Raw genomic sequence first — 26,682 nt, 5'->3', positions numbered from 1 at the left:
CGGCGTCATCCGGAGGCGCCTGGCTGTCACAGCTCGTGATGGCCGCGGGGGCCAGGGCGCAGCCGGGCTCGCTACCGTCCAGGCCCTGCCGCCGACCCGGACCGTGTCGCCCCTCCCCTCGGCCCCGCTGACGATCCCGGCCGAGGCCGTGCGCCGGCGCAGCCTGGCGCCCCTGGCCCCCCTGCGGGACCTGGCCCCCAGCGAACTCCAGGCCCGCAGCGGCACGCTGGAGCTGGCCTTCGACTGGCCCCGGGACCCGGAGGACCCCCGCGAGCTCTCCGAGATCCCCGAGCTGAGGATCTGGAGCCTGCGGGCCGATGCCCTCTGCCCCTGGCTGCCGCTGCTGCTGGAGCGCAGCGGCGGGCAGCTCACGCGCCATGTGGCGATGCTGCTGCCCCACAGCTTCAGCCGCAGCGAGGGGATCCGCTTCGCCCCCGAGGCCCTGGAACTGTGGATCACCCACCGGCTGTTCCTGCTGGATGGCTGGGGCCGGAGCCAGGGGCTGAGCTGCCGCGGCAACCTGGAGCAGATGGCCGCGGTGCTCGGCTTTGAACTCGACGGCAGCTTCTGGGATGGGCTGGACTGACGGGGCGCGCCGCGCGCGGCGGCCTTGACGGCTCCCTGGCGCTGGATCCCACCCCTGGAGGCCGAGGGGGCCATCCAGATGGCCCTCGACGACTGGCTGCTGGACCAGGCCCTGGCGGGCGGGCCACCGGTGCTGCGCCTCTACGGCTGGAGCCGGCCGACCCTGTCGCTGGGGTTCCACCAGCGGCGCCTGGAGAGCCACTGGCCGGCCCTGGCCGCCAGCGGCCGGCTGGCGCTGGTGCGGCGCCCCAGCGGCGGCCGCGCCGTGCTGCACGAGCCGGGCCAGGCCGGCCTCACCTATGCCCTGGTCCAGAGGCCGGCCCAGGTCGATCGGCCAGGGGCCTACGCGGACGCCTGCCGCTGGCTGCAGCGGGCCTTCCGGGAGCTGGGGCAGCCCCTCAGCCTGGGCCGGGCGGCACCGCGGGCGCCGGCCCCCGAGCAGCGCCCCAGCTGCTTCGCCACCAGCACCGCCGCCGACCTGGTCCAGGCCAACGGCGCCAAGCGCATCGGCAGCGCCCAGCTCTGGCGCCGGGGCCAGCTGCTCCAGCACGGCAGCCTGCTGCTCGCCCCCTCGGCGCCGCTGTGGCGGGAAGTGTTCGGCGACGCGCCGCCGCCGCTGCCGCCCCTGGGCCTGGGCACCGAGGAGCTGATGACCCTGCTGCGCCGCTGCGCCGAGCAGGAGCTCTGTGGAGGAGCACTGCGGGAGCAGCCGCTCTCAGGCGAGGAGTGGGCGGCCGTCGAGGCCCGCGCGGCGCGCTACTGCTGGCCGGCGGCCGGCGCCAGCCTGGCGTCGTCGGCAGCGGAGGCCACATCGCCACTGGCCACCATCGACCGGGCCACCTGGGCCAGGGCCATGCCCAGCGGATAGCTGCCCTGGCGGCGGGCGGCCTCCAGCAGCGGCGGCGGCAGCTTCACCCCCAGGCGCGCCAGCACCACCTCGGCGATCTCGGGGCGCTCCAGGGTGCCGCTGGGCAGGCCCGCCGGCCCCAGCACCAGCAGCCGCGAGGCCGGGTCGCTGCCCTCGCGATCGAGCTGCAGCACCGCCTGCCAGAGGGGCGCGTCCTCCCGGATGGCAGGCAGGCTGTCCAGGGGGCGCATGTGGTCCGCGACCCGCTCCTGGTCCCAGCACTGCACCGGCAGGGCATTGAGGGGGGCGTCGTCGATCACGCCGCGCCAGCGGCCGCCGTCGCAGACCAGCAGCCAGTCGGCCGGACCCTTCACCTCGCCGATGCGGATCCGGCTCAGGTCGCGCAGGCTGGCGCCGGCCTCCAGCACCCGGAAGCGGCGGCGGGCCGCCTCGCGCACGGTCAGGTCCTTGAGGGCCTGCTGCAGGGCCAGCATCTGGGTCTGGTTGCGGGCCGAGCCCAGGCCGAACCAGCCCAGCAGGATCAGCCACAGGCTGCCGACGCTGCCGCTGCGCAGCAGCAGCACCGTGCCCAGGCCCACCGCCAGCAACGACAGGAAGCGGCCCGTGGCGGTGGCCACCTGGGTGCCCTTGCGCTGGCTGCCGGTCCACTGCCAGACCAGCGCCTTGAGGATCAGGCCGCCATCGAGGGGCAGGCCCGGCAGCAGGTTGAACAGGGCCAGCACCAGGTTGAGGGTGCCCAGCTCGGTGACCATCGCCCCCAGCAGGGGCGAGAGGTGAGCGGCGCCGTGGCGGCCGGCGATCAGCACCGCCGCCAGGGCCAGGCTCACGGCCGGGCCGGCGGCGGCCACCAGCAGGGCACCCCTGGCGCGGCTGCACTCCCGTTCCACGCTGGCCACACCGCCGAGCAGGAACAGGGTGATGCTGCGCACCTTCACCCCCTGGCTGAGGGCGGCCACGGAATGGCCCAGCTCGTGCAGCAGCACCGAGACGAACAGCAGCAGGGCCGTGGCCAGGGCCACGAGCCAGAGCATCGGCGCAGCGCTGCCGCGGGCCGCAAACTCAGCGGCGTACTGCTGCTGGAAGGCCAGGGTGGCCAGGCCCAGGATCACAAACCAGCTGGGGTGGATGCGCAGGGGGATGCCCCGGATCGTCAGCAGCTGCCAGCCTTCACCCACGCACGGAGCCCCAGTGCACCGATCCTAGAAAGGTCGGACCCCGCAGGCCGCCGTGTCCGCCGTGCCCCCGACGTCCACGCCCCAGTCCCCGGCGCCGACCTCGCCCAAGCCACCGGCGTTGCCCCGCCAGCGGCCGCTGCTGAAGGTGTGCGGCCTGCGCCAGCCCCAGCAGGCGGCCGCCGTGGCCGCCCTGGGGGTGGACGCCCTCGGCGTGATCGGCGTGCGGCGCTCCCCCCGCTGGCTGGCGCCGGAGGAGCGCCCCGCCCTGTTTGCGGCCATGGCCCAGGCCGCCCCGGCCTGCCTGGGGGTGCTGGTGGTGGCCGACCCCGGCGAGGCCGAGCTGGCGGAGCTGGCGGCGGGGCAGGGACACCAGGTGGTGCAGCTGCACGGCGATGAGTCGCCCGAGCGCTGCGCCGCGCTGCGCCAGCGCCTGGGCCCGGGGCTGGCGCTGTGGAAGGCCCTGCGCATCCGCCGTCCCGAAGACCTGCTGCTGGCGGACGCCTACGCCCCCCACGTGGACGCGCTGCTGCTGGATGCCTGGGTGCCGGACCAGCTGGGGGGCACGGGCCACCGCATCCCGATCGAGTGGCTGCAGGCGTTCCATCCGCAGCGGCCCTGGTGGCTGGCCGGCGGCATCAGCCCCGAGCGGGTGGCACCGGTGCTGGCGAGCCTGCGGCCCGATGGCCTCGATGCCTCCAGCTCCGTGGAGCGCGCCCCGGGCGACAAGGACCTCGAGCGAGTCGGCGCCCTGGTGGCTGCCCTGCGGCCCTTCCGCCAGGATCAGCCCAGCTGAGCTGCGCCGATGGCACCCGCCCCATTCCCCCTGCCCGTCGCCGGAGCCTGCAGGGGAGGCGCCAGGGCCGCCGGCTTCGCGGCCACCGCCGTCACCGCCATGGCCCTGACCGCGACCGGCCTCGCCCTCGGGGGGGCCGCCCGCGCCCAGGATCTGGTGGGCTGCCAGCTGGTGGGGGCCGACATCCAGTGCGTGCCGGGGGTGAGTGCCGACCCCCAGCAGCAGATCCGCGCCCTGGAGCAACAGCTCTCCGACACCCTTCAGCAGGAGGGGGCCGTACAGCAGCAGATCGATGGCCTGCGCCAGCTGGTGCTGGAGGGCAACGCCGCCGTGGGCGGGCTGCTCACCGCCACGGCGGTCGCCGCCGCGCGGGCGGCCCTGCCCACCGCCAACTACCACTGGTATCGCCTGGCCCCGGGCCAGCGCAGCTGGGTGCTGATCGAGGGGGCCAACGGCACCCGCTACGTGCCCAGCCCGATCGACATCGGCCAGCGGGTGATGGTGGTGGCCGTGGTGACGCAGAACGGCCAGGTCAAGCGGGTGGCCTCCACGCCCCTGGGGCCGATCCAGGCCGCGCCCTGACACACGAACCGGCTGGCCCCGGGTTCGGGGCCAGCCGGCCTGCGGGCTGTGGAGCCCCTGCGATGGACTTGGCCGGCTTCAACGGCCGCCTGCAACGGCCGACGTCACTGGCCCGATGTGACTCGCGCAGCTGACGAAGTGGACCAGAGTCAGCGCCCGGGTGTCAGTGGCCGAGCAGGGATTCCTGCTGCTTGACCAGTTCGAAGAACTCGGCCTTGAGGCTTGGGTCGTGGCGGAAATCACCGCGCACCACCGAATTCACCATGCTGGTCTGAGGTTCCTTCACGCCGCGCCACTTCATGCAGTAGTGCTGAGCCTTGACGAGAATCGCCAGGCCCTGGGGCTTGCAGAGGCGCTCGATCTCATCGGCCAGGATCATCACCGCTTCCTCCTGGATGTGGGGCCGGGAGAACACCCAGTCCGCCACGCGGGTGAACTTGGACAGGCCGATCACCCGTTCGCCCGGCTTGATGCCGATCCAGCAGGAGCCGAGAATCGGCACCAGGTGGTGGGAGCAGGCGGAACGCACCGTGATCGGACCCACGGTGTAGATCTCATCCAGCTTCTTGACATTGGGGAAGCTGGCGATCTTCGGCTGATGGTGATAGCGACCCTTGAACACCTCATGCAGATACATGCGGGCGACGCGCTCGGCCGTCTCCTCGGTGTTGTGGTCGTTGTCGATGTCGATCACGAGGCTGCGCAGCAGCTCCCGCACCTTGCCGGCCACCTCGATCTCCAGCTGGTCGAGTTCACCCTCCAGCAGCTGCTCGGCGATGTTGTCGTTGGCGAGGAAGGGCACGCCGGCGGCCTCGAGCCGCTGGCGGATGCGCAGGCTCACGGGCAGCGGAGCGGAGTCAGGAGTGCTCGGCTGGCCGGTGAAGCTCGAGGGGAGGGTGGAGGTCATGGAGTGATCTCAGAGAGCGCCGGCGGCCGGCATGAGGGTGAGGTCCTCCACAACTTGGGAGGCGGGCTGTTGGGCGAGCAACAGCAGGGCTTCGGCCGCACGCTCGGGATCAAGCATGGCACGCCGATCAAAGGAACTGTGGACGGTTTCGCTATCCCACAGGGGCGTATTGACCGCACCCAGGGTGAGCGTGCTCACCCGGATCCCGTGGGGCCGCTCCTCCTCCGCCAGACAGCGACTGAGGGAGGCCAGGGCGGCCTTGCTGGCGCAGTAGGCCCCCCAGTCGGGGAAGGCCTGGCGGGCGGCGTGGCTGCTCACGTTGATCAGGTGGCCGCCCCCGGCCGCCCGCAGGGCGGGCAGCACCGCCTGGCTCACCTGGAACACGCTGGTGACATTGAGCTGGAACAGCCACTGCCAGCGCTCCACGGGCATCTCGGCCAGGGAGCCGGTGTAGGCGGCGCCGGCGTTGTTGATCACCGTCTGGGGGGTGAGGCCGCGGCCGAGCAGCTCGGCCAGGCCAGGGGCGATGGCGGCAGGGTCGGCCAGGTCCAGGGCCAGGGTCTCGATCCGGCGCACGGCGGGCGAGGGATCGCCAGCGGGACGGGGATCGCCGCTGCCGTGGCGCAGCTCCTCGGCCAGCGCCTCCAGGGCGTCGGCGCTGCGGGAGAGCAACAGCAGGTCGTAGCCGGCGGCGACGAAGCGTCGGGCGGCGGCGGCGCCGATGCCCCGGGAGGCGCCGGTGATCAGGGCGACGGGCAAACACACAGGGGGCACCGCCCCCGGGGAATCGAAACGAAACCTTAAAGGTTCGGATCCTTGGGCTGAGGGGCGGGGGGCTCCGTTCAGGAACTCAGGGAGGTGTCGGTGGCCCCGGCCTCCAGGTAGCGCCCCATGGCCCGGAACTTGGCGTAGCGCTGCTGCTTCAGCTGGGCCTCGGTCAGCTGCTGAAGCTCGCCCAGATGGCGCAGCAGGGCCTGCCGGAGGCCCTCGGCCGCCTGCAGCGGCGACCAGTGGTTGCCCCCGGAGGGCTCGCTGATCACGTCGTCGATCACGCCCAGCTGGAGCAGATCCGCAGCGGTGATCTTGAGGGCCTCGGCGGCCGCGGAGGCCTTGGCGGCATCGCGCCAGAGGATCGAGGCGCAGGCCTCGGGGCTGGCCACGGTGTACACGCTGTGCTCGAACATCAGCAGCCGGTCGGCCACACCGATGCCCAGGGCCCCACCGGAGCCCCCCTCGCCGATCACGGTGGCGATGATCGGCACCCGCAGCCGGAACATCTCCCGCAGGTTCACGGCGATGGCCTCGCCCTGGCCCTGCTCCTCGGCCAGCAGACCGGCGTAGGCACCGGGGGTGTCGATGAAGGTGAGGATCGGCAGCCGGAAGCGGTCGGCGTGCTCCATCAGGCGCAGGGCCTTGCGGTAGCCACCGGGGGAGGCCATGCCGAAGTTGCGGGCCACGTTCTCCTTCGTGTCGCGGCCCTTCTGGTGGCCCAGCAGCACGACGGCCTGATCGCCGATGCGACCGACGCCGCCCACCAGGGCCTGGTCGTCGCTGCCGCGGCGGTCGCCGTGGAGCTCGATCCACTCATCGGTGAGCACCTGGATGTAGTCGAGGGTGCTGGGGCGCTGGGGATGGCGCGCCACCTGGATCTTCTGGGCCGGGGTGAGGCTGCTGAAGATCTCCTCCCGGCGCCGGGCGGCGAGGGTTTCCAGCTGCAGCAGCTGCTGGCTCACGTCCACCTCGGAATCCTTGGCCAGCTGGCGGATCTGCTCGATCTGTTCCTCCAGCTCCACCAGAGGCTTCTCGAACTCAAGCAGGGGGCGGCGGACCATGGAGTGGGCGGACTGGGGGACAGACGGACGGGGCCGGGGTGGAGGACTGAGCTCGCGCGGTGCGATGGCGACGGGGGCGCGAGCTCAGACGGCAGCCAGCTGATGCCCCAGGCGGGCCGGATCGAGGCCGAGGGCCTGGAAGCCATGCCGCAGGGAGGCCTCACCGATCCGCTCCATCGCCTCCAGGGTGATGTTGTTGCGGCCCCAGCTGAAGTTGGTGTGGATGCCCTCGAACTCCAGCAGCATCGCCTCGGCGAAGCAGGCGAACAGCTGGCGCTTGGGATTCTCCATCTCCGCCACCTCCATCATCTGCCAGCCCAGGTCCTGCCAGAACTCCACGATGCCGCCCTTGATCACATGCACGCCCTCACCGGCGAACTTGCTGTCCAGGTTCTTGGGGTAGCCGCCGTCGATCATCAGACAGGGCTTCTTGAGGCTGGCGGGATCGACGGCCAGGCCCTGGGGCAGGCTGGCGACCCACACCACCACATCGGCCTCGGGCAGGGCCTCCTCCAGGGGCAGGATCCGGCCGCCGCCCAGCTCGCTCTGCAGCTCCTGCAGCCGCGGCTGCTGGCGGGCCACCAGCAGCAGCTCGCCCACGCCGCTGCGCTGCAGCCAGCGGCAGACGGCGCTGCCGATGTCACCGGTGGCGCCCACCACGGCCACCTTGGCCTTGGCCAGGTCGATGCCGAGCAGGGGGGCGTTGCGCTCCACCTGCTGGCAGATCACCCAGGCGGTGTGGGTGTTGCCGGTGGTGAAGCGCTCCCACTCCAGGGTGGTGCCGCGGATGTGCTGCTCCTTGAGCAGGTTGAAGTTCTCGAAGATGATCGAGGTGAAGCCCCCCAGCGCCGTGATGGCGATGTCGTTCTTCTGGGCGAGCTCCATGGCGCTGAGCACCTTGCGCCGTGCCGTCTTGAAGCGGCTCAGCATCTCGGGCACGAACACCGAATCGATGTAGGCGCCCTCGATCACCTGACCGGTGCGGCTGGTGACATGCACGGTTTCCACCAGCTGGGGTGGAGCCACGCACCACATCTCGAAATCGCCCTCGGCGTACTCGGGATAACCAAGGGCAAGGGCCTTGCTCCGGGCCTCTTCAAGGCTGGTGGAGTGACCGATCAGGCCGAACATGCAGGTGGGGTGGTGGCTGGAGGGCGACAGGCGCAGGGTCAGGTGTGACCGTGGACACAGTTTGCCACGGGCAGCCTGGCCAACCGTCCGAACAAACCGTCCGGCGCGACCGAACGACCCGACGGAGCAGCCCTCAGCCCAGCAGGGCGGCGGTGGCCAGGCGGGCGATCTCGCGGGAGGTGAAGCCGATCTCGATCAGGGCCTCCTGATAGGAGGTCATGAAGTCGGCCATCAGGTCCTCCTTGTCCATGTGCAGGACGGCGGCGTCATCGGCCACCTGCTCCAGCATCTTGCGCACCAGCGGCAGGTTCTCGCGGTTGGCCTGCTCGAGCTCCTCACGCACGCTCTCCAGGTTGGCCTTGAGCCACTCCTGGCCGTAGTTGAGGTGGGTGTACTCGTCCTTCACCACGCCCTCGGTGATCTTGCGGGCGAAGGGATCGGAGACAGGGATATAGATGTGGTAGGCCGAGATGGCGAAGGCCTCGATCAGGATCGCCTGGATCAGCAGACAGGTGGTCACCTTGCCCTCGGCCAGGGCCGCCTGGAAGTTGTCGTGCAGGGGTGTGAAGAACTGCTTGGCGAAGGGCATGTCCGCCTCCACGCCCAGGTTGGCGGCACAGGCGGTGAAGCCCTTCTTGTGCTTGAGCTCCATGCGGGCCAGCTTGGTGAGCTCCTCGGCCTGCTCGGGGATCAGGCCGCCGATGGCGATGTAGTTGTCGTGGGCTTCCTGCTCGCCCTCGATCACGATCGCGTTGATGCGGCTGTAGGCGTCCTTATAGGTAGCGCTCGCAAAGTCGGGCAGTGCGGAGCCCTCGAGGGTGGCGGAGGCCGCTGCGGTGTCGAGGGTGGCCATGGCTACCGGAACAGGAACAGGTCAGGTCATGACTGTAACCATGGTGATCCGGTGCTGACGGGCGGCCAGTCGCTGGTCAGCAGGTCCGTGAACAATCGGGTCCAGCCCGCCACGAGCTGCTCGAACAGGCGCTCGCCCAGGGCGGCACTGGCGCCGCGGGCATCCCCCACCACCCCCGAGCGCGAGAGATCGGCGGTGAGCCAGGCCTGGGGCACGGCCCCCTCCAGGCTCCAGCCGGGCGGCGGCGGCTCCGGCAGCAGCCCGTCGACGGGGCGCTCCGGGCCCACCCGCTCCGGTGCCAGGTGCAGCATCAGGCTGGTTTCGGCCAGGCCGGCATGGAGGCCCTGGCTGCGCTCGGGCTCGGGGATCAGCGCGGAGACGCCCGGCGGGCCGCTCCACAGGAACAGGGGCAGCACCGCCAGCTGGGGGTGCGCGGCCCGCAGCTGGCGGGCCGCCACCTGCAGCAGGGCGATCTGGCCGCCGTGGCCGTTGAACAGCACCAGGCGGCGGAACCCGGCCGCCGCCAGCTGGCCGCCCAGGGCCACGATCTGGGCGATCAGCAGCTCCGCCGGCAGGCTGAGGGTGCCGGGGAAGCCGGCGTGCTCCGGCGAGAAGCCGAAGCTCCAGCAGGGCAGGCTCCAGATCGGGGGATCGCTGCCGTCCTGCTCCAGCCGCTCCAGCACCGCCGCGGCCAGCCGCTCGGCGAACAGGGCATCGGTGCCGAGGGGCAACTGGGGGCCGTGCTGCTCGAAGGCCCCGAAGGGCCAGAGCACCGTGCTGCCCGGCCGGGCCGCCGCCCGCTGCAGCTCCGGCCAGCTCAGCCGCTCCAGACCGCGGTGGGGGCGCATCCAGAAAGCCCGGCGGACGTCCCTACAGTGTGGCGCTGTGCATCCCTCGTGGTCATGGCCGGATCCGGCACCCCGCAGCCCCCCCAGCCGCCGACCAGGCCCCAGGCCCAGTCCCCCAGACCGGCGCCGCCGGCACCGGTGCGGCCCGCGGCGGCAGCCCAGGCGCCGGTGAGGAAGCCCCCCCAGGTGCTGGCCATCAACCGCCGCGAGGAGCAGGACCGGCTGGAGCGCGAGGCCGCCGAGGCCAGGGCCGCCGCGGACGCGGCCCAGCAGCGGGCCGCCGAACTGGAGAACGCCGCCCGCGCCGCCCGGGGGGAGGAGCCCCTGGCGCCGGTGGCCCCGCAGGCGCCCCAGCGCCCCAGCGCCCCCGCCCGCCCCGCGGGCGGCGATGCCGAACTGTTCGACATGGGGGCCTTCGAGGGCCTGACCATGGCCGACCTGCTGGGCCCGGACGACAGCAAGCGCCGCGGCGGCCGAGCGGGAGCCACCGGCTCGGCCAAGGCGTTCGGGGCAGGCGCGGCAGCCCAGAGCCAGCCCACCGCCGCCGTGCCCTCCCGCACCGTCGACGACTTCGACTTCGATGCCGACGCCTTCCTGGCGGCACTCGACGAGCAGGATTTCGTGGGCACCACCGGTGAGGTGGCCAAGGGCGTCGTGGTGGGGGTCGAGAGCGATGGCGTGTATGTGGACATCGGCGGCAAGGCCCCCGGCTTCATGCCCAAGAAGGAAGCCGCCCTCGGGGTGATCACGAACCTCAAGGAGCGCTTCCCCCGCGGCCTGGAGGTGGAGGTGCTCGTCACCCGCGAGCAGAATGCCGACGGCATGGTGACCGTGAGCGCCCGGGCCCTGGCCCTGCGCCACAGCTGGGAGAAGGTGCGCCAGCTGGAGAAGGAGGGCAAGGTGGTGCAGGTGAAGGTGAACGGCTTCAACCGCGGCGGCGTCACCGCCGATCTGGAGGGGCTGCGCGGCTTCATCCCCCGCTCCCAGCTGCAGGAGGGCGAGAACCACGAGGCCCTGATGGGCAAGACCCTCGGCGTGGCCTTCCTGGAGGTGAACGCGGAGACCCGCAAGCTTGTGCTCTCGGAGAAGAAGGCCGCCAGCGCCGCGTTCTTCCAGAACCTGGAGGTGGGCCAGCTGGTGGAGGGCCAGGTGGTGGCCGTCAAGCCCTACGGCCTGTTCGTGGACTTGGGCGGCGTCAGCGGCCTGCTGCACCAATCCAGCATCAGCGGCGGCCAGCTGCGCGACCTGCGCGAGGTGTTCGACCACGGCGATCGCGTCAAGGCGCTGATCACCGAGCTGGATCCCAGCCGCGGCCGCATCGCCCTCAACACCGCCCTGCTGGAGGGCCAGCCCGGCGAGCTGCTGATCGACAAGGAGAAGGTGATGGCCGAGGCCACCGACCGGGCCAACCGGGCCCGCAACGTGCTGCGCCAACAGGAACAGAACGCCGGATGAGCCAGCTGATCGAAGCGGCCCCCGGCCTGATCCAGGCCGACTGGGAACTGGACTACTACTCCCGTCCGATCCTCGAATCCGACGGCAAGAAGCGCTGGGAGCTGCTGGTGTGCTCCACCAGCGCGGCCGACGCCCCGGCCGGCGTGGAGCCGTTCCGCTGGGTGCAGCGCTGCCCGGCCACGAGCGTCAACTCCACCTGGCTCAAGGAGGCCCTGGCCGAGGCCCAGCAGGCGGCGGCGGCGCAGGGCTACGCCCCGCCGCGGCGCGTGCGCTGCTGGCGGGCCTCGATGCGCACGATGGTGCAGCGGGCCGCCGAGGCCCTGGGGCTGGAGCTGGTGCCCAGCCGCCGCTGCTACGCCCTGGTGGAGTGGCTGCAGGAGCGCCAGGCCACGGTGTACCCGGCCGAGGAGGGCTACATGGCCGGCCCCCTGGCCCCACCGCCCCAGCTGATGCAGCCGATGGCGGTGCCCCTGCCGGAGGCCGCCCGCGGCCAGAGCTGGAGCTGGGCCTCCCTGCCCCTGGGGGCCCTGCGGGAGGCCGGCCAGTGGGAGATCAGCTTCCCGGGGCTGGTGGCCCTGCCCGCCGACCTGGCCGAGGATGTGCCGGTGAGCGGTCTGCGGCTGATCGGCGGCCCACGGGCCCTGGCCATCGCCGGCTGGCTGGCGGGCCTGGAGCCGGTGCGCCTGGCGATCAGCGACAACCAGCTGGTGCTGGAAGCGGGCCTGGAGGACCGCTGGCTGCTGGGCCGCCTCGAGTCCGAGGAGGCCCAGGCGGCGGCCGCCGCCTTCCAGGCGGCCCGCGAGCAGGCCGGCGGCGTCCAGTTCCTGGCGGTGCAGGCCGCCGAGGACGAGCCCCGCTTCGAGGGCTTCTGGATCCTGCGCGACCTGCCCGATGCCTGACGGCGGAGTGCGCTGATGGCCGAAGCCGTCGATCCCCCGTTTGATCGGCCCGATGCCGGCTTCAACGCCCTGGAGGGTTGGAGCTGGGTGGGCTGCTACGGCGGCTACTACCTCCAGGCCGACCTGCTGGCGGCCTTCGAGCACGGCTTCTTCACCCGCCAGTGGCAGGGCCGCGGCCCCGAGGTGCTGGCGGGCTACCTGAGCGCGGGGGTGAGCGTGCACCGGCCCCAGCAGGTGCACAGCGCCGAGGTGCTGCCCGCCAGCGCCGCGGAGGGCCAGCCCTGGCCCGAGGCCGATGGCCTGGTGAGCGACGCTGGCGGCCAGAGCCTCTGGGTCTGCGGCGCCGACTGCACGCCGGTGCTGCTGGCCGATCCCGGCAGCGGCCGCGTGGCCGCCTGCCACGCCGGCTGGCGGGGCCTGGCCGGCGGCATCGTGCTCGAAGCCATCGCCCGGCTGGAGGCGGCCGGCAGCCGCCGCGAGCAGCTGCTGGTGGCCCTGGGGCCGGCGGTGAGTGGGGACAACTACCAGGTGGAGCGGGGCGTCAGTGAACAGGTGGCGGCGAGTGTGCTGGCCGCCCCCGGGGCCGCGCCGCTGCAGCCCGAGGCCCTCGCGCCAGACACCCTCGAGGCCGCCCTGGCCAGCCTCTCGGAGGTGGGCGCCCTGCTGGCCGATCCCCAGCCCGACCGCGATCGCCTCGACATCCGCCGCGCCACCCGCCTGCAGCTGGTGAACGCCGGCCTGGATCCCGGCCGCATCGCCCTCTGCCCCCTGTGCACGGTGGCGGAGCCGCTGCTGTTCCACTCCTGGCGCCGCGATCAGGTCAAGGCCGTGCAGTGGAGCGGCATCGTGGCCCAGGCGGCCTGAGTGAGGGCAGGCCGATCGCGCTGACGCTCACCGTTCCAGGTCCAAATCGCTCGCCCGATCCATCCCCAGATCCAGGCTGAGCTGCCCGGGCGCCACCCGGGCGCGGCCACCGGAGCGGCCACCACTGCGCCCATCGCTCCGCCCACCGCTGCGGGCGCCATCGCGGCCCCTGGCTGCGCTTCGGCCGCCCGCCGGCCCCGGGGCGTCTGGATCGGCCTGGCGACCCCGGCTGCCTGAGGCGGAGCCGCTGCGGGCCATCGTCAGCCAGCTGGCCAGCTCGCGGCGGGCGGGGCCATCCAGACTGGCGAGATCCAGGGCCGGCGGGAACAGGGCCGCCCCCTTCTCCTGGGCCCAGCCCAGCACCGCCTCGGGGAAGCGCTCCGCCGCGAAGGGGGTGAGGTCGGCCGGAAGCTCGGCCAGGCCGGCCAGGGGCCCCAGCCCAATGATCCGGCTCTGGCCCGCGATCGAGCTCTCCCCCGCCAGCTGGTCCCGCTCCGTCAGCCGCTGACGCCGCTCGGCCAGCTGCTCGATCCGCCGGCGGCGCGCCGACTCGTAGTCGAGGGTCGGGGCCGGGTAGGCGGCCATCGCTGGCGGGGCCCCCAGCTGGTCGTTGGTGAGCTCGGCCAGCTCCGGCAGCCAGCGGCGGATGAACAGGCCCTGGGGATCGCAGCGGTCCACCGCCACCTGGCCCGGGTGATAGATGCGGCTCCAGGCCCGCTCGCCCCGGTAGGTCACGCCGGCCTGCATGGCCCACTGGTAGTGGTCGATCGGACAGTCGCCATCGATCAGGTGGCGCATGAAGTGCAGGGCGCCATAGCGCCAGTCGATGCCGCCGAGGTTGGAGAGGAAGCTGGCGTAGATGGCGCGGCTGCGGAAGTTCAGCTCCCGCCAACCGCCCTCCGCCTGCAGGCAGCGGGCCGCCGCATCCACGATCGGAAAGCCGGTGCGGCCCTCCCGCCAGGCGTCGTAGAGCTCGGCGTCGAAGCCCCAGGGCTCGGCGTCGAAGCGGCTCCAGAGCGAGCGAAGCTCCAGCTGGGGCAGGTACCGGAAGCGCTGGGTGATGGCGGCGGCCCAGCGCAGCCGGCTGGCCAGCTGCAGGGCACTGCGGGCCAGGCGGCGGTCGCCTTCCCCCGACAACGCCGCGATCCGCCGCAGGCACTGGCGCGGCGAGATCACCCCGAATTTCAGGTAGGGGCTGAGGCCGGTGCTGACCTTCGCCGCCGGGTAGCTCAGCTCCCAGAAATAGCTGCGGGCCGCCCCACCGCTGCAGAAGCGCTCCAGCAGGGCCTGGGCCGCGGCGGTGCCGGCGGGGGGAATCGGCTTGGCGTCGGGGCGCAGGCCGAGCTGCTGCAGGCTGGGGATCGGCCGATCGGCGAGGGCACCCTGCGGCTCCGGCACCACCGCCCGTTCGGGGGTGGCGTGCAGCGGTGCCGCCATTGCGCCGTGCCAGTGGCGCCGCCAGCTGGCGGAGCTGATCAGCTCGCCCGTGGCCCCGGGGGGTTCGATCCAGTCCAGGGCGATCCCCGCCCCCGCCAGCACCCGGTTCACCCGGGCATCGCGCACCCGGCCCACCAGCCGCTCACTGTCGGTGTAGGCCATCAGCCGGTCGGCCCCAGCGGCCCGGGCCAGGGTCAGCAGGGTCTGGGCCGGCTCGCCGCGGCGCACCAGCAGCCGGCCGCCGATGCGGCGCCAGTCGTGGTCGAGGGCCCGCAGGCTCTCCAGCAGGAAGGCCACCCGGGCCACCGCCGTCTCGGGGTGAAACAGCAGCGCGTCATCGAGCACGAACACCGGCAGCACCGGTCCGCGCCGGCAGGCGGCCTCCACCACGGCGTGGTCGACCAGGCGCAGATCCCGCCGGAACCAGATCAGGGTGGCCGCCATGGCCCGTGCGCACTGGCGCCATCGTGGCGAATCCGCTGCTCAGCCGCGAAAGGCGGCGCCGGAGTGAACGGAATGGCGCCGCGCTCGTTCGGCAATCTTTGCGCTGAACGGCCGGCACCTAGCACCTCACCAGACCAACTGCGACCGGTCAAGACAACTAGCCAAGGGGTTGCACATGGCGCCAATGGAGTGAAATAATGCACATGTCGCATAATTCCTCCCAATGCTCACAGGCGCTGATCTCCTCGCCAAGGTCAAAGACCTCGGCGACGCCAGCAAGTCGGACATCGTGCGCGCCTGCGGCTATGTCTCCACCAAGAAGGACGGCACCGAACGGCTGAACTTCACGGCCTTCTACGAGGCCCTGCTCAATGCCAAGGGCGTGGAATTCGGTGGCGGTGCCGCCAAGGTGGGAAAGGGTGGTCGCAAGCTGAGCTTCACCACCAAGGTGCAATTCAACGGCAACCTGATGGTCGGCAAGGCCTATACCGCCCTGCTGGACCTCAAACCCGGCGACGAGTTCGAGATCAAGCTGGGCCGCAAGCAGATCCGGCTGGCCCCCCTGGGCTCCACCGACGACGAAGATTGAGGGCCACGGCTTCGGCCACCCGGATGCCGTCGATGCCCGCCGAGAGGATGCCGCCGGCATAGCCGGCGCCCTCACCGGCCGGATAGAGCCCCTCGATCGTCAGACTCTCCAGTTCGGCCGTGCGCGGCAGGCGCACGGGGCTGGAGGTGCGGGTCTCAACACCGGTGAGCAGGGCATCCTCCAGGGCATAGCCGGGGATCTTCTGGCCGAAGGCGGGCAGGGCCTCCCGCAGGGCCTCCACCACATAGTCCGGCAGGCAGGGGGCCAGGTCCGTGGGGGTCACCCCAGGGGCGTAGGAGGGGGCCACCCCGCCCAGCGCCGCTGAGGCGCGGCCCGCCAGGAAGTCGGCCAGGCGCTGGGCCGGGGCGGCGTAGCTGCAGCCCCCCTGCTCATAGGCCTGGCGCTCCCAGTGGCGCTGGAAGGCCATGCCCGCCAGGGGATCGCCGGGCCCCTCGCCATAGGGCGCCACGTCGGCCGGTTCGATGTTGACGACGATGCCGCTGTTGGCATTGCGCTCGTTGCGGGTGTGCTGGCTCATGCCGTTGGTCACCACCCGGCCCTCTTCCGAGGTGGCGCCCACCACCAGGCCCCCGGGGCACATGCAGAAGCTGTAGACGCAGCGGCCGTTGCTGGCGTGGTGCACCAGCTTGTATTCGGCGGACCCCAGCAGCGGGTGGCCGGCGCAGGTGCCCCAGCGGGCCCGATCAATCAGGTCCTGGGGGTGCTCGATGCGCACGCCCACCGAGAAGGGCTTGGCCTCCATCGCCACCCCCACATCCCGCAGCATGGTGAAGGTGTCGCGGGCGCTGTGGCCCACCGCCAGCACCACCTGCTCGGCGGCGATGAAGCGGCCATCGGCGAGGGTGACGCCCCGCACCCGCCGGCGGGGGCTGCCGCCGTCCTGGTCACCAGGGGCCGGCGGGCGGGGTTCCGGCTCCAGCTCCAGCCGCTCCACCCGGCTCTCGAACTGGATCTCGCCCCCCAGCCGCTCGATCTGGGCCCGCAGGCCCCGCACCACCGTGGCCAGCTTGAAGGTGCCGATGTGGGGGCGGTGCAGCCAGAGGATGTCGGGGTTGGCGCCGGCGGCCACCAGCTCCTCGAGCACCTTGCGGCCGCGGTGGCCCGGGTCGCGCACCTGGCTGTAGAGCTTGCCGTCGGAGAAGGTGCCGGCCCCCCCCTCGCCGAACTGCACGTTGGATTCGGGATTGAAGGGGGCGCTGCCCCTCCAGAAGCCGAAGGTGTCGGCCGTGCGCTGCTTCACCGGCTTGCCGCGCTCCAGCAGCAGCGGCCGCAGGCCCATCTGGGCCAGCACCAGGGCGCAGAAATAGCCGCAGGGCCCGGCCCCCACCACCACGGGCCGGGGCAGCCCGGACCCGGCGGCCTCCGGGAACCGGGCCACGACCTGGTACGTGGTGTCGGGCGCGGGCTGCAGGTGGGGATCGCGGCGGAACCGCTGCAGCAGCTGGCGCTCCGTGGCCGGATCGAGCTCCAGCTCCAGGCCATACACCAGCTGGATGGCGTCCTTGCGGCGGGCATCGACGCTGCGCTTCACGACCTGCAGGTGGCGCAGCTCCTGCTCGCCCAGCTTCAGCCGTCGCCGCACCGCCGCGGCCAGATCCTCCGGGCTGTGGCTGAGCGGCAGCTTCAGTTCATTCAGCCGCAGCACCCACGCACCTCCCGCTCCATACCTCGTCCCATGTCGGTATTCCAGCACCGCACCCCAGGGGCAGGGCCCCCCTGCCAGGGTGAGCCCACCGCAGCACCCCGTCCATGGGACTGACCCACTGCCCCGTGTGCGTCGGCCTGGCGGTGCTCAGCGTGGCGCGCGCCGTGGCCCATGGGCTGCTGCTCTGGCGGTGGCGGCGGCCCGCCCCCCGGGCGCGGCTGCGCCTGCAGGGGGCCTAGGGTCGCGGCCCGCTGCACGCCAGGGGGCTGCCATGGGGTCGGGTTCGGAGCTGCACGCCACCTATTACGGCGCCAACGGCTGGCTGCTGGAGTTCGGCGACCTGCGGGTGCTGGTGGATCCCTGGCTCACCGGGCCGCTGCAGTTCCCGCCGGGCCCCTGGTTCTTCCAAGGGGAGCTGCCCCACAGCTGGCCCGCGCCCGAGAACCTCGATCTGCTGCTGCTCACCCAGGGCCTGCCCGACCACACCCACCCCCCCAGCCTGGCGCTGCTGCCCAGGAGCCTGCCCGTGGTGGGCTCCGCCAGCGCCGCCGCCCGGGTCCAGGCCCTGGGGTTCACGGCCGTGACGGCCCTCAGCCCCGGTGAGGAGCACCGCCTGGGCGACCTGCGCCTCACCGCCAGCGCCGGAGCACCCGTGCCCCAGGTGGAGAACGGCTACCTGCTGGAGCACCCCGCCGGCAGCCTCTACCTCGAACCCCATGGCTTCCTGGCCGCCGATCTGCCGCCCAGGCCCCTGGATGCGGTGATCACCCCGGTGGTGGACCTGGGCCTGCCCCTGGCCGGGGCCTTCGTGCGGGGCCAGGGGGTACTGCCCCAGCTGCTGGAGCGCTTCGCGCCGCGCACCGTGCTGGCCAGCACCGCCGGCGGAGAGGTGCGCTTCGAGGGCCTGCTCACCCGCTGGCTGTGGCAGAAGGGCAGCCCCACGGAGGCCGCCGCGGGCCTGCCCGCCGGCACGCGGCTGATCGATCCGCAGCCCGGCCAGCGCTACGCCCTCAGCGGGGCTGCTGCTGCGGCGGCCGCCACGGCCCCTGGGCCAGCCAGCTGATCACCGCCTGGCGCAGCTCGCCGCCATCCCCCATCAGCTCCAGGCCCGGGGCGGTGGCCGTGAGGAAGCCCAGGCCGCTCTCGCGGCCGGTGAGCAGGAACTCGGCAATGGACACCTGGTAGCGGCGCGCCAGGTCCAGGGGCTGGCCGGCGATGCGCCAGCGGCCCGCGCCATCCCGTTCGGCCCCATCGAGCACCAGGAAACCGCCGTTGCCGCGGTTGGCCAGGCCCGCCTCCAGCACCCGCTCCAGCAGCGACCCCTGGATGGCGATCCGCTGCAGGCGGCCGCCGAAGGGCAGCACCCGCACCACATCCAGCTCGCGGATCGGGCCGGCGGGCAGCACGTCGTCGAGGCGGATGGCGCCGCTGTTGAGGATGGCCAGCTCGCTGCCGGGCACGGCCGCCCGCAGGGCCTGGCCCAGCAGCCGGGTGAGGGCGGTGGGCCCGGTGCGGACGCTGGCGGAGCGGCCGTCGAGGGGCACGGGGCTGGTGGCCACCACCCGCTCGGGCTGCAGGCCCTGGCGGCGGAAGGCGGCGTCGCCCAGGGCCTGCCAGCGCTCCGCCTCCCGCCGCACCGGGGGATCACTCGGCCAGCGCCCGTCGATCGGCAGCAGGTCGGAGCGGATCGCCAGACAGCGGCTCAGGGTGTCGTAGCGGAGGGTGTGGAGCACGACGGTGCGGGCGTTGGCGTCGGCCTTGGCGATCGGCACGCCGGCGGGGCGGCAGCCGGGGGTCGCCCCGGCGAGGTTGCGCAGCCGCAGCTGCTGGAGGTTCTCGTGCTCATGGCCCCCCAGAATCAGGTCAATGGGCGCGCCGGAGTCCGCCAGCTGCTGGTCGGCGGCGAGGTCCTGGTGGGTGAGGGCCACCACCACGTCGGCGCCGCGCCCGCGCAGGCTCCGGGCCTGGGCGGTGGCGCTGGCGAGCGGATCGGCGTAGCGCACGTAGGGCGCCGGGTTGCTGGGCAGGGTGACGCCGAGCAGACCGAGGCGCAGCCGGCCGCCGCCGGGGCCGCGCAGCTCCAGGAGCCGGTCCCGGGCCACACCGGCCAGGGGGCGGCCATCGCTGCCGCTCACGTTGCTGGAGATCCAGGCATAGCGCGACTCCCGCAGCCGGGCGCGGAGGGACGGTTCCGCCAGGTCGAACTCGTGGTTGCCGAAGGTGGCGCCATCCAGGCCGAGGGCATTGAGCACCGCCACCATCTGGCGGCCGTCGAGGGGCTGGCCGTCCACCCGGGCGGTGCCGAGGGCCGAGGGGCTGAGCGCATCTCCGGCGAGCAGCACCAGGGTGTGGGGCTGACGACTCCGCAGCTGCCGCACCAGGCCGGCCACCCGGGCCAGGTCACCGCCACCGCCGGGCAGGGGCGTGATCTCGTAGACGTCGTTGAGCTGAAGCAGCTGCAGTGTGATCGTCTCGGCCCCGGCCGCCGGGATGGCCAGCAGCGTGCCGGTGAGCACGGCAGCGGCGAGCGCAGCACCGGCGAGCCTCGCCCCTCGGGGCAGGCCAGCGGGAGAGCGGGGCGGCACAGCGCCGCCGGCCCCGGTCACCGCTGCTGGGCCTCCAGGGCCGCCACGCGGATGCGGGCGTCGATCACCGCATCGGGGTTGAGGCTGATCGAGTCAATCCCCTCCTCCACCAGGAACTGGGCGAACTCGGGGTAGTCGCTCGGGGCCTGGCCGCAGATGCCGATCTTGCGGCCGCAGCGCTTGGCGGTGCGGATCGCCAGGCTGATCATCGCCTTCACCGTGGCGTGGCGCTCGTCGAACAGGTCGGCCACCAGGGCCGAATCCCGGTCCAGCCCCAGGGTGAGCTGGGTGAGGTCGTTGGAGCCGATCGAGAAGCCGTCGAAGCGCTCGGCGAAGGCCTCGGCTCCGATCACGTTGCTGGGCAGCTCGCACATCACGTACACCTGCAGCCCGGCCTGGCCCCGCACCAGCCCATGGCGGGCCATCTCGGCCAGCACCTTGTCCGCCTCCTCGGGGGTGCGGCAGAAGGGAATCATCGGGATCACGTTGCTGAGCCCCATCCCCTCCCGCACGCGCTTCAGGGCCTGGCACTCCAGCCCGAAGGCCTCGCGGAAGGCCGGTGAGTGGTACCGCGAAGCCCCCCGCCAGCCGATCATCGGGTTCTCCTCGTCGGGCTCGAAGGCCGCACCGCCCAGCAACTTGGCGTATTCGTTGCTCTTGAAGTCGGAGAAGCGCAGGATCACCGGCCGGGGATAGAAGGCCGCCGCGATGCGGGCCATCCCCTGGGCCAGCAGGTCCACGTAGTACTCCGCCGGATTGGCGTAGCCGGCCACCAGCTCGGCGATGGCGTGGCGTTCGCCCGCATCGGCCACCCGCCCGGGCTCCAGCAGGGCCAGGGGGTGCACCTTGATGTGGTTGGCGATGATGAATTCCAGCCGCGCCAGACCCACGCCGTCGCAGGGGATGCGGGCCAGGTTGAAGGCCTCCTCCGGATTGCCCACATTCATCAGGATCTGGGTGCGGGTGGCCGGCAGGTCGCCCAGCTCCCGCTCCTCCAGGGTGAAGGGCACGGTGCCGCGGTACACCCGGCCCTCGTCGCCCTCGCAGCAGCTGGCGGTGATCTGTTCGCCATCGGGGATCCGCGCGGTGGCATCGCCCGTGCCCACGATCGCGGTGATGCCCATCTCACGGGCGATGATCGCGGCGTGGCAGGTGCGGCCGCCCTGGTTGGTGATCACGCCGCTGGCGATCTTCAGGATCGGCTCCCAGTCGGGGTCGGTGCGCTCGGTCACGAGCAGATCCCCCTTGGCGAAGCGCTGGATCTCGCTGGGGCTCTGGATGATCCGGGCCCGGCCGCTGCTCACCGAGGCGCCGATGGCCCGGCCGCTGCAGAGCAGCTCGGCACCGTGGGGCGCCAGGTGCCAGCTGCGCAGCACCGAGGCACTGCGGCGCGATTCCACCGTCTCCGGCCGCGCCTGCAGGATGAACAGCTCGCCGCTCTCGCCGTCCTTGGCCCACTCGATGTCCATCGGGGTGGGCTGGCCGCGGCGGGCGCTGTAGTGGCGCTCGATCGCGATGGCCCAGCGCGCCAGCTGCAGGGCCTCGTCGTCGGCGATGGCGAAGCGCCGGCGCTCGGCCTCCGGCACGTCCACGTTGCGGGTGGAGGCCTGGTCCGGCCCCTCGCCGTAGACCATGCGGATCGCCTTGCTGCCCAGCCGCTTGCTGAGGATCGGCGCCAGGCCCTCGGTGAGGGTGGGCTTGAAGATCAGGTATTCATCGGGGTTCACCGCCCCCTGCACCACGTTCTCGCCCAGGCCGTAGGCGCTGGTGAGCAGCACCGCGTCGCGGAAGCCGGTCTCGGTGTCGATGCTGAACATCACGCCCGAGGCGGCCAGGTCGGAGCGCACCATGCGCTGCACGCCGATCGAGAGGGCCACCTCGAAGTGGTCGAAGCCGTTGATCTGGCGGTAAGAGATCGCCCGATCGGTGAACAGCGAGGCGTAGCAGCGCCGGCAGGCCGCGATCAGGGCCGCCTCGCCGTGCACGTTGAGGTAGGTCTCCTGCTGACCGGCGAAGGAGGCATCGGGCAGGTCTTCGGCGGTGGCACTGGAGCGCACCGCCACGGCCACCGGGCCGCCGCCGGCCGGGGCCAGCTGGCGGTAGGCCGTGAGGATCGCCTGCTCCAGATCGGGCGGCAGCGGCGCGCCGAGCAGCAGGGCCCGGGCGGCGGCACCGGCCGCCTGCAGGGCGGCGATGTCGCTGCCATCGAGGCCATCGAGGATGGCGTGCATCCGCTGGGCCAGCCCGCCGCTGGCGATGAAGTGGCGGTAGGCCCGGGCCGTGGTGGCAAAGCCGCCCGGCACCCGCACCCCCTCGGCGGAGAGCTCGCGGATCATCTCGCCCAGGGAGGCGTTCTTGCCGCCCACCTCGGCGATGGCGTCGATGCCCACCGCCTCCAGGGGCACCACCAGCGGCGAGGAGCGGTCGGTCATGGCTGGGCGGGGGCGGGGCTGAGCTGGAGGGTGGCGGTGGGGGGGGTGCCGGCCGTCTGGTCCAGGCGGCTGGCGGCGCCGCGGGGGCGGACGCTCTGGCCGCTGCGCCGGGCCCGGATCGCCTCACACAGCGGCAGGCTGCGGCCCTGGGGCCGGAACCAGGCCAGATCCCAGCCCGGCCGGCCGGCCGGGGCCAGGGAGGCCAGGGCCGTGAGCTGGCCGGTGTCGTAGCCGGCGGCCTCCACCAGGGCCGGCCGGTAGCCCCAGCGGTCCTGGAAGCGGCGCGCGAACGCGGTCCAGCCCTCGCCCCGGCCCTGGGGATCCACCCCCAGCTGGGCCGTCGCTCCGGGGTCCTGGGAGGGCTGCAGCGGGAAGGGCCAGGCCAGCACCAGCCCGGCCGGCCAGTCAGCCTGGCGCAGGGCCTGGGCCAGGGCGCTGCCAGGGCGGGTGAACACCACCAGGGCCTGGGGGCGGTACCAGTCCACGTCGGCCCGCAGCTGGGCGAGGGCCTTGGCGTCGCTGGGGTCGATGGCCAGGGGATCCTCCTGGAAGCCGGTGGTGCGGCCGCCGGCGGTGCGCAGGCTGGCCGTGAAGCGCTCGGCCAGGGCCCTGGACTCACCGCTGCGGTCCCGCACCACCATCACGCTGGCCCGGTTGGCCGCCAGCAGCCCCTGGGCCAGACGGTCGGCCACCAGGCTGCGGGCCGGCACCACGGGCCAGAGCCGGTCGGACCCGGGCAGCAGCGGCAGGCGCTCCAGGGAGCTGCCCCGCTGCAGGGGCAGCAGCACCGTGAGCCGCTGCTGCTCCGCCAGCCGTCCGTAGGGCTCCACGGGGGCCGCCGGCGGGGCGATCACCAGCTGGGAGCGGGCCAGGCTGGCCAGGGCCCGCTCCGGATCGGCACCGGGGGGCAGCCAGCCGAGGGCCAGACCCGGCGGCTCCAGGCCGCAGGCGCGGGCCTGCTCCATCGCCAGGCCGTAGCCGCGGCGCAGCCCGTCTCCGAGGCCGGCCAGCAGGCCCTCACTCGGCAGCAGCAGGCGCACGGCGCTGGGCAGGGGGCTGCTGGCCGCCAGCCCCTGGCTGCCGAGCAGCACCGCCGCCAGACCGAGGCCGGGGAGCTGGCGCCCGATCCGGGGATGGCGGCTGGCCGGCAGGGGCGTCATGGCGGGTGGCGTCTCCGTGGCGATGGTGGCCCTGGCGTCGTTGGCCCGGGCGGGTCCCGTGACCTCGGCGGTGGTCATGGCGTGCACCGTCCCAGCCGCAGCAAGCTAGGCCGATTCACCTGACTAGGCTCGGCGTTTCCACAGTTGGTCGTATGCAGGCCCGCCGCTCCCATGCCCACTCCGGTGGGAGGCGCCGCAGGGTCCCCCGGGGACTGCTCGGCCTGCTGCTCGGTGCCGGGCTGACCCTGACGGCCCCGGACCGTGCCCTGGCGATTCCGGAAGCCGAGGCGATCAAGAAGCTCGAGGTGATCCCCGTCTTCGTGCTGGCCGACGACAAGGGCATTCCCCTGCCGATCCCCCGGGAGAAGGCCCTGCTGCTGCCCCTCTACCTTGAGCGCGCCAAGGCCGACCAGGAGCTGGCCAACCTGCGCAAGACCAGCCCCAGCCTCAAGGCCCAGGTGCTGGCGATCCCCCTGAACGTGATGAACGAGCGGGTGGCCGAGCTCAACAAGCAGCTCAAGGACAAGACCAAGCCCCTGGTGGCGCCGGTGGTGGTCAACCCGCGCGATCGCCAGCAGGCCGTGGCGATGCTCAAGCAGCAGGGCCTCAGCGACAAGCAGATCGAGGAGGGCCTGAGCGTGCCGGTGTTCTTCGCCAAGCCGTTCCTCACGATCAACACGCCCAAGGGCCCCCGCGGCGTGTTCTTCCTCAGCTACGACGAGATGCAGCAGGCCCTGGCGAAGCTGCCGGACAAGGACAAGCTCAAGCCCCAGGTGGCCGATCTCACCGCCGTGCTGCGGGAAATCATCAAGGCGCCCGAGGACAGCTACGTGATCTTCCCGACCCAGGAGTACTTCCGCCTGGTGCGCGACAACCAGGGCAAGGGCGGCCCGGCCGCGGCTCCAGCGCCGGGCAAGTAGGCCAGCTGAGCAGGGCCCCAGGCCTGGAGAGTCAGCCCCCCTCGTCGAGCTCCGCGTTCTCGGGGGCCTGCTCCGGCAGCAGCTGGGCCAGGAGACCGGCCCCCATCAGCGCGGCCCCCAGGCCGAGCGCCAGGGGCCGGTTGGAGCCGGCCTCGCCCCAGGCCGCCGCCGCCAGAAAGGCGCTGCCCAGCAGCAGGCTGGGCACGAGCACGATGCCCTTGGCGGTGCGGTTGAGACCCATGGCGCTCGGTGGATCTGCGGTCAGCAGCGGGCGTCAGCCACCGCAGTTTGGCAAAGGCGTGGCCAGGCCCGCGGCCACCAGGCCCTCCCCCATGTCCAGCCGCGGCTCGGAGCCGCTGCCAGGGGCGAGGCGCTGCACGGAGGCCAGCAGGGTGCCGTCGTCGGAGCCGCGGGGCCGCAGGTTGACGCGGCTGCGGCGCGGCAGGGCCTGGCGCAGCCAGGCCGCGGCGGCCGCGTCATCGGCGGGCGCCACCGCCACGCAGGCCAGCTCCACGGCGTAGCTGCGGTTGCCGTCACCGATCTGCAGCAGGGTGCCACTGCGGACCTGCAGCACCTCCGCCGCCAGAGCGGGCTGAGGCAGCAGCAGGGAGGCCAGGGCCACCAGGCCGATCAGCCAGCCCATCGCGTGGACGCGAACCTGGCGCAGCCGCCTGGGCCAGGGGGGCACCGGGGGCGTCAGAGCTTGGCGCCGCAGCTGGGGCAGTAGAGGCTGGAGCTCACGGTGGTGTTGCCGCAGCTGTTGCAATGGCGCGTGGTGTCGATCGCCAGCTCAGGGTGGCTGGGCAGACCCACCATCTGGGCGTTGCTGGCACCCGGGGGCACCATCGGGTAGCAGTTCTCGTTGCGGCGCACCTGCACCTCGATGAAGGCCGGGCCGGGGTGGGCCAGGGCCTCCGCCAGGCGCTCGCGCAGCTCGGAGCGTTCGCTGATCTTCACGCCGCGCACGCCGAAGGCCTCGGCCAGGGCCGGGAAGTTCGGCATGCCATCGGTCATCTCGGAGGCGGAGTAGCGCTCGCCGTAGAAGCTCTCCTGCCACTGGCGCACCATCCCCTGCCAGCCGTTGTTGAGCACCACCACCTTCACCGGCAGGGCGTACTGACTGAGGGTGCCCAGCTCCTGGATGTTCATCAGGATGCTGGCGTCGCCCGCCACACAGATCACCTGGGCGTCGGGGAAGGCCGTCTGCACACCCATGGCGGCGGGCATGCCGAAGCCCATGGTGCCCAGGCCCGCCGAGCTGATCCAGCGGCGCGGGCCGGTGTGCAGGAACTGGGCCGCCCACATCTGGTGCTGGCCCACGTCGGTGGTGATGTAGGCGCTCGGGGCCAGCTCCTGCAGCAGGGTCACCACCTCCTGGGGGGCGATCTCCCCCTCGGGGGCGGGCACCACCAGCGGGTAGTGGTGCTTCCAGGTGTTGATGCGCTCCAGCCAGGCCTCGGTGCGGCCCGCGGAGCCCTCACCCTCAGAGGCGGCCAGCAGCTGCTCGAGGGCCTGCTTCACGTCGGCCACCACGGGCACCTCCGGCACCCGGTTCTTGCCCACCTCCGCAGCATCGATGTCGATGTGGATCACCTGGGCCCGGGGGGCGAAGCTGTCCAGCCGGCCCGTGACCCGGTCGTCGAAGCGGGCGCCGGCGGCGATCAGCAGATCGCACTCGGTGACGGCGAAGTTGGCATAGGCGGTGCCGTGCATGCCCAGCATCCCCACCGACAGGGAATGCAGTTCATCGAAGGCCCCCTTGCCCATCAGCGTGGTGGTGACCGGCAGGCGGAAGCGCTCGGCCAGCTGCTGAACCGCCTCGTGGGCGCCGCTGCTGATGGCGCCGCCGCCCACGTAGAGCAGGGGGCGGCGGGCCTGGCGGATCAGCTCCAGGGCCTGCTCGATCCGCTCCGGCCGGGGCGCCGGCGCCAGCTTGAAGCCGGCGGGGATGGCCGTGCCGGGCTCCACCGGCGTGTAGTCGAACTCCTCGACGCCCACGTCCTTGGGCACGTCGATCAGCACCGGGCCGGGCCGGCCGCTGGCGGCGATCAGGAAGGCCTCGGCCACGATCCGGCCGATGTCCCGCGGGTCGCGCACCACCCAGGAGTGCTTCACGATCGGCAGGGTGATGCCGAAGATGTCGGTCTCCTGGAAGGCGTCGGTACCGATGGCGGCGCGGGGCACCTGGCCCGTGATCACCACCATCGGCACCGAGTCCATCTGGGCGGTGGCGATGCCGGTGACGAGGTTGGTCGCACCGGGGCCGGAGGTGCCGAAGCACACGCCCACCTTGCCGGTGGCGCGGGCGTAGGCGTCGGCGGCGTGGGTGCCGCCCTGCTCGTGGCGCACCAGGATGTGCTTGAGCCAGCCGCGGGCTTCCGCCTTGTGCAGCTCGTCGTAGATCGGCAGGATCGCCCCGCCGGGGTAGCCGAAGATGTGCTCCACCCCGTGGCGGTGCAGCGCGTCCATCAGGGCGTAGCCGCCGTTGACGCGGGCGGGATACGACGGGATGGCGGCGGTAGCCGCTGGAGAAACGGACGTAACGGTCACGACTTCAGCGGGTGGAGATCGACACGATAGGAACAACCCTAAGGTTTGGTTCGGGCACCGGGGGGTTGGCTGTTCAGCTGACACGACCCCGCGGCCGCCGACGCAGC

The 26,682-nt window shown here is 72.8% G+C and carries 26 protein-coding genes; 11 read left to right on the top strand and 15 right to left on the bottom strand.

The features are described 5' to 3' along the window. Nucleotides 1–103: 103 nt before the first annotated feature. Entirely contained in the window at nucleotides 104–586 is a 483-nt protein-coding gene (locus ACLV7J_RS01080) for a CRR6 family NdhI maturation factor (RefSeq protein ID WP_411867285.1), read from the top strand. Between the two features lie 24 nt (nucleotides 587–610). Continuing rightward, nucleotides 611–1,453, top strand: coding sequence for a lipoate--protein ligase family protein (locus tag ACLV7J_RS01075; RefSeq protein WP_411867284.1), 843 nt, complete (start codon nucleotides 611–613; stop codon nucleotides 1,451–1,453). Here ACLV7J_RS01075 and ACLV7J_RS01070 read toward each other — a convergent pair. Next, on the bottom strand, nucleotides 1,342–2,628 hold the full coding sequence (locus tag ACLV7J_RS01070; protein ID WP_411867283.1) for a site-2 protease family protein: 1,287 nt from the start codon (nucleotides 2,626–2,628) through the stop codon (nucleotides 1,342–1,344). The two genes, ACLV7J_RS01075 and ACLV7J_RS01070, sit on opposite strands and share 112 nt — an antisense overlap. A 118-nt stretch (nucleotides 2,629–2,746) precedes the next feature. On the opposite strand from ACLV7J_RS01070, the gene ACLV7J_RS01065 reads away from it, so the two are divergent. Then, on the top strand, nucleotides 2,747–3,421 hold the full coding sequence (locus tag ACLV7J_RS01065; RefSeq protein WP_411867569.1) for a phosphoribosylanthranilate isomerase: 675 nt from the start codon (nucleotides 2,747–2,749) through the stop codon (nucleotides 3,419–3,421). Between the two features lie 9 nt (nucleotides 3,422–3,430). Next, a complete protein-coding gene (locus tag ACLV7J_RS01060; RefSeq protein ID WP_411867282.1) occupies nucleotides 3,431–4,003 on the top strand; it encodes a hypothetical protein in 573 nt (190 codons plus the stop codon). A 163-nt stretch (nucleotides 4,004–4,166) separates the two neighbouring features. On the opposite strand, the gene folE is transcribed toward ACLV7J_RS01060, so the two are convergent. From folE to ACLV7J_RS01030, 6 genes are all read right to left on the bottom strand, one after another. Next, on the bottom strand, nucleotides 4,167–4,910 hold the full coding sequence (folE, locus tag ACLV7J_RS01055; protein ID WP_411867281.1) for a GTP cyclohydrolase I: 744 nt from the start codon (nucleotides 4,908–4,910) through the stop codon (nucleotides 4,167–4,169). A gap of 9 nt (nucleotides 4,911–4,919) precedes the next feature. Beyond that, on the bottom strand, nucleotides 4,920–5,669 hold the full coding sequence (locus ACLV7J_RS01050; RefSeq protein ID WP_411867280.1) for an SDR family oxidoreductase: 750 nt from the start codon (nucleotides 5,667–5,669) through the stop codon (nucleotides 4,920–4,922). Nucleotides 5,670–5,752: 83 nt separating this feature from the next. Next, nucleotides 5,753–6,742, bottom strand: a complete 990-nt coding sequence (locus ACLV7J_RS01045; protein ID WP_411867279.1) for an acetyl-CoA carboxylase carboxyltransferase subunit alpha — start codon at nucleotides 6,740–6,742, stop codon at nucleotides 5,753–5,755. A gap of 84 nt (nucleotides 6,743–6,826) precedes the next feature. Continuing rightward, the gene (locus ACLV7J_RS01040) at nucleotides 6,827–7,873 is read right to left on the bottom strand and encodes a long-chain acyl-[acyl-carrier-protein] reductase (RefSeq protein WP_411867278.1); all 1,047 of its coding nucleotides are present in this window, start codon (nucleotides 7,871–7,873) and stop codon (nucleotides 6,827–6,829) included. 133 nt (nucleotides 7,874–8,006) lie between these two features. Next, nucleotides 8,007–8,726, bottom strand: a complete 720-nt coding sequence (locus ACLV7J_RS01035) for an aldehyde oxygenase (deformylating) (protein ID WP_411867277.1) — start codon at nucleotides 8,724–8,726, stop codon at nucleotides 8,007–8,009. Nucleotides 8,727–8,752: 26 nt separating this feature from the next. Beyond that, entirely contained in the window at nucleotides 8,753–9,574 is an 822-nt protein-coding gene (locus tag ACLV7J_RS01030; protein WP_411867276.1) for a creatininase family protein, read from the bottom strand. Nucleotides 9,575–9,628: 54 nt separating this feature from the next. Between ACLV7J_RS01030 and ACLV7J_RS01025 the strand changes: the two genes are divergently transcribed. Genes ACLV7J_RS01025 through pgeF form a run of 3 tightly spaced genes read left to right on the top strand, consistent with a single transcriptional unit; the run spans nucleotide 9,629 to nucleotide 12,792 of the window. Then, nucleotides 9,629–11,029, top strand: a complete 1,401-nt coding sequence (locus tag ACLV7J_RS01025) for a S1 RNA-binding domain-containing protein (protein WP_411867275.1) — start codon at nucleotides 9,629–9,631, stop codon at nucleotides 11,027–11,029. After that, a complete protein-coding gene (locus ACLV7J_RS01020; protein WP_411867274.1) occupies nucleotides 11,026–11,928 on the top strand; it encodes a Tab2 family RNA-binding protein in 903 nt (300 codons plus the stop codon). The genes ACLV7J_RS01025 and ACLV7J_RS01020 overlap by 4 nt, the downstream gene beginning before the upstream one ends. Before the next feature lie 15 nt (nucleotides 11,929–11,943). Continuing rightward, the gene (gene pgeF / locus ACLV7J_RS01015; protein WP_411867273.1) at nucleotides 11,944–12,792 is read left to right on the top strand and encodes a peptidoglycan editing factor PgeF; all 849 of its coding nucleotides are present in this window, start codon (nucleotides 11,944–11,946) and stop codon (nucleotides 12,790–12,792) included. Between the two features lie 27 nt (nucleotides 12,793–12,819). Here pgeF and ACLV7J_RS01010 read toward each other — a convergent pair whose 3' ends face one another. Further along, nucleotides 12,820–14,673 carry an FAD-binding domain-containing protein gene (locus ACLV7J_RS01010; RefSeq protein WP_411867272.1) on the bottom strand — a complete coding sequence of 618 codons (1,854 nt, stop codon included), beginning with the start codon at nucleotides 14,671–14,673 and terminating at the stop codon, nucleotides 12,820–12,822. A 223-nt stretch (nucleotides 14,674–14,896) separates the two neighbouring features. On the opposite strand from ACLV7J_RS01010, the gene ACLV7J_RS01005 reads away from it, so the two are divergent. After that, entirely contained in the window at nucleotides 14,897–15,262 is a 366-nt protein-coding gene (locus ACLV7J_RS01005; RefSeq protein ID WP_255127764.1) for an AbrB family transcriptional regulator, read from the top strand. On the opposite strand, the gene ACLV7J_RS01000 is transcribed toward ACLV7J_RS01005, so the two are convergent. Continuing rightward, on the bottom strand, nucleotides 15,201–16,928 hold the full coding sequence (locus ACLV7J_RS01000; protein ID WP_411867271.1) for an NAD(P)/FAD-dependent oxidoreductase: 1,728 nt from the start codon (nucleotides 16,926–16,928) through the stop codon (nucleotides 15,201–15,203). The two genes, ACLV7J_RS01005 and ACLV7J_RS01000, sit on opposite strands and share 62 nt — an antisense overlap. 104 nt (nucleotides 16,929–17,032) lie before the next feature. Here ACLV7J_RS01000 and ACLV7J_RS00995 point away from each other — a divergent pair, with 104 nt between their 5' ends. Further along, nucleotides 17,033–17,167: a hypothetical protein gene (locus ACLV7J_RS00995; protein ID WP_411867270.1), complete on the top strand. Its 135-nt coding sequence runs from the start codon at nucleotides 17,033–17,035 to the stop codon at nucleotides 17,165–17,167. Nucleotides 17,168–17,199: 32 nt separating this feature from the next. Next, nucleotides 17,200–17,991 carry an MBL fold metallo-hydrolase gene (locus ACLV7J_RS00990; RefSeq protein WP_411867269.1) on the top strand — a complete coding sequence of 264 codons (792 nt, stop codon included), beginning with the start codon at nucleotides 17,200–17,202 and terminating at the stop codon, nucleotides 17,989–17,991. On the opposite strand, the gene ACLV7J_RS00985 is transcribed toward ACLV7J_RS00990, so the two are convergent. The 3 genes from ACLV7J_RS00985 to ACLV7J_RS00975 form a co-directional block, all read right to left on the bottom strand. Beyond that, entirely contained in the window at nucleotides 17,939–19,444 is a 1,506-nt protein-coding gene (locus tag ACLV7J_RS00985) for a bifunctional metallophosphatase/5'-nucleotidase (protein ID WP_411867268.1), read from the bottom strand. The two genes, ACLV7J_RS00990 and ACLV7J_RS00985, sit on opposite strands and share 53 nt — an antisense overlap. Before the next feature lie 86 nt (nucleotides 19,445–19,530). Next, a complete protein-coding gene (ppsA, locus tag ACLV7J_RS00980) occupies nucleotides 19,531–21,945 on the bottom strand; it encodes a phosphoenolpyruvate synthase (RefSeq protein ID WP_411867267.1) in 2,415 nt (804 codons plus the stop codon). Next, the gene (locus ACLV7J_RS00975; RefSeq protein ID WP_411867266.1) at nucleotides 21,942–23,183 is read right to left on the bottom strand and encodes an ABC transporter substrate-binding protein; all 1,242 of its coding nucleotides are present in this window, start codon (nucleotides 23,181–23,183) and stop codon (nucleotides 21,942–21,944) included. Before ACLV7J_RS00975 ends, ppsA begins: the two co-directional genes overlap by 4 nt. A 74-nt stretch (nucleotides 23,184–23,257) precedes the next feature. On the opposite strand from ACLV7J_RS00975, the gene ACLV7J_RS00970 reads away from it, so the two are divergent. Next, nucleotides 23,258–24,025, top strand: a complete 768-nt coding sequence (locus tag ACLV7J_RS00970; RefSeq protein WP_411867265.1) for a Tic22 family protein — start codon at nucleotides 23,258–23,260, stop codon at nucleotides 24,023–24,025. Between the two features lie 31 nt (nucleotides 24,026–24,056). On the opposite strand, the gene ACLV7J_RS00965 is transcribed toward ACLV7J_RS00970, so the two are convergent. Genes ACLV7J_RS00965 through ilvB form a run of 3 tightly spaced genes read right to left on the bottom strand, consistent with a single transcriptional unit; the run spans nucleotide 24,057 to nucleotide 26,575 of the window. Then, entirely contained in the window at nucleotides 24,057–24,266 is a 210-nt protein-coding gene (locus ACLV7J_RS00965) for a GIVxVP protein (protein WP_411867264.1), read from the bottom strand. Between the two features lie 33 nt (nucleotides 24,267–24,299). After that, nucleotides 24,300–24,713 (bottom strand): nuclease, encoded by a 414-nt coding sequence (locus ACLV7J_RS00960; protein ID WP_411867263.1) that lies wholly within the window; start codon nucleotides 24,711–24,713, stop codon nucleotides 24,300–24,302. A gap of 8 nt (nucleotides 24,714–24,721) precedes the next feature. Then, nucleotides 24,722–26,575 (bottom strand): biosynthetic-type acetolactate synthase large subunit, encoded by a 1,854-nt coding sequence (gene ilvB / locus ACLV7J_RS00955; protein WP_411867262.1) that lies wholly within the window; start codon nucleotides 26,573–26,575, stop codon nucleotides 24,722–24,724. Nucleotides 26,576–26,682: the final 107 nt, after the last annotated feature.

This window comes from Vulcanococcus limneticus LL (assembly GCF_943369875.1).
Lineage (GTDB): Bacteria > Cyanobacteriota > Cyanobacteriia > PCC-6307 > Cyanobiaceae > Vulcanococcus > Vulcanococcus limneticus_A.
The sequence above is the reverse complement of the archived record's forward strand: the minus strand, read 5'-3'. Positions and strand labels throughout refer to the sequence as shown.

Coding starts and splice junctions, on each gene's coding strand:
- folE (WP_411867281.1), bottom strand. CDS start 4,910: ATGACCTCCACCCTCCCCTCGAGCTTCACCGGCCAGCCGAGCACTCCT.
- ACLV7J_RS01010 (WP_411867272.1), bottom strand. CDS start 14,673: ATGGCGGCCACCCTGATCTGGTTCCGGCGGGATCTGCGCCTGGTCGAC.
- ACLV7J_RS00995 (WP_411867270.1), top strand. CDS start 17,033: ATGGGACTGACCCACTGCCCCGTGTGCGTCGGCCTGGCGGTGCTCAGC.
- ACLV7J_RS00975 (WP_411867266.1), bottom strand. CDS start 23,183: ATGACCACCGCCGAGGTCACGGGACCCGCCCGGGCCAACGACGCCAGG.
- ACLV7J_RS01025 (WP_411867275.1), top strand. CDS start 9,629: ATGGCCGGATCCGGCACCCCGCAGCCCCCCCAGCCGCCGACCAGGCCC.
- ACLV7J_RS00965 (WP_411867264.1), bottom strand. CDS start 24,266: ATGGGTCTCAACCGCACCGCCAAGGGCATCGTGCTCGTGCCCAGCCTG.
- ACLV7J_RS00970 (WP_411867265.1), top strand. CDS start 23,258: ATGCAGGCCCGCCGCTCCCATGCCCACTCCGGTGGGAGGCGCCGCAGG.
- ACLV7J_RS00990 (WP_411867269.1), top strand. CDS start 17,200: ATGGGGTCGGGTTCGGAGCTGCACGCCACCTATTACGGCGCCAACGGC.
- pgeF (WP_411867273.1), top strand. CDS start 11,944: ATGGCCGAAGCCGTCGATCCCCCGTTTGATCGGCCCGATGCCGGCTTC.
- ACLV7J_RS01005 (WP_255127764.1), top strand. CDS start 14,897: ATGCTCACAGGCGCTGATCTCCTCGCCAAGGTCAAAGACCTCGGCGAC.
- ppsA (WP_411867267.1), bottom strand. CDS start 21,945: ATGACCGACCGCTCCTCGCCGCTGGTGGTGCCCCTGGAGGCGGTGGGC.
- ACLV7J_RS01040 (WP_411867278.1), bottom strand. CDS start 7,873: ATGTTCGGCCTGATCGGTCACTCCACCAGCCTTGAAGAGGCCCGGAGC.
- ACLV7J_RS01035 (WP_411867277.1), bottom strand. CDS start 8,726: ATGGCCACCCTCGACACCGCAGCGGCCTCCGCCACCCTCGAGGGCTCC.
- ACLV7J_RS01020 (WP_411867274.1), top strand. CDS start 11,026: ATGAGCCAGCTGATCGAAGCGGCCCCCGGCCTGATCCAGGCCGACTGG.
- ACLV7J_RS01030 (WP_411867276.1), bottom strand. CDS start 9,574: ATGCGCCCCCACCGCGGTCTGGAGCGGCTGAGCTGGCCGGAGCTGCAG.
- ACLV7J_RS01045 (WP_411867279.1), bottom strand. CDS start 6,742: ATGGTCCGCCGCCCCCTGCTTGAGTTCGAGAAGCCTCTGGTGGAGCTG.
- ACLV7J_RS01060 (WP_411867282.1), top strand. CDS start 3,431: ATGGCACCCGCCCCATTCCCCCTGCCCGTCGCCGGAGCCTGCAGGGGA.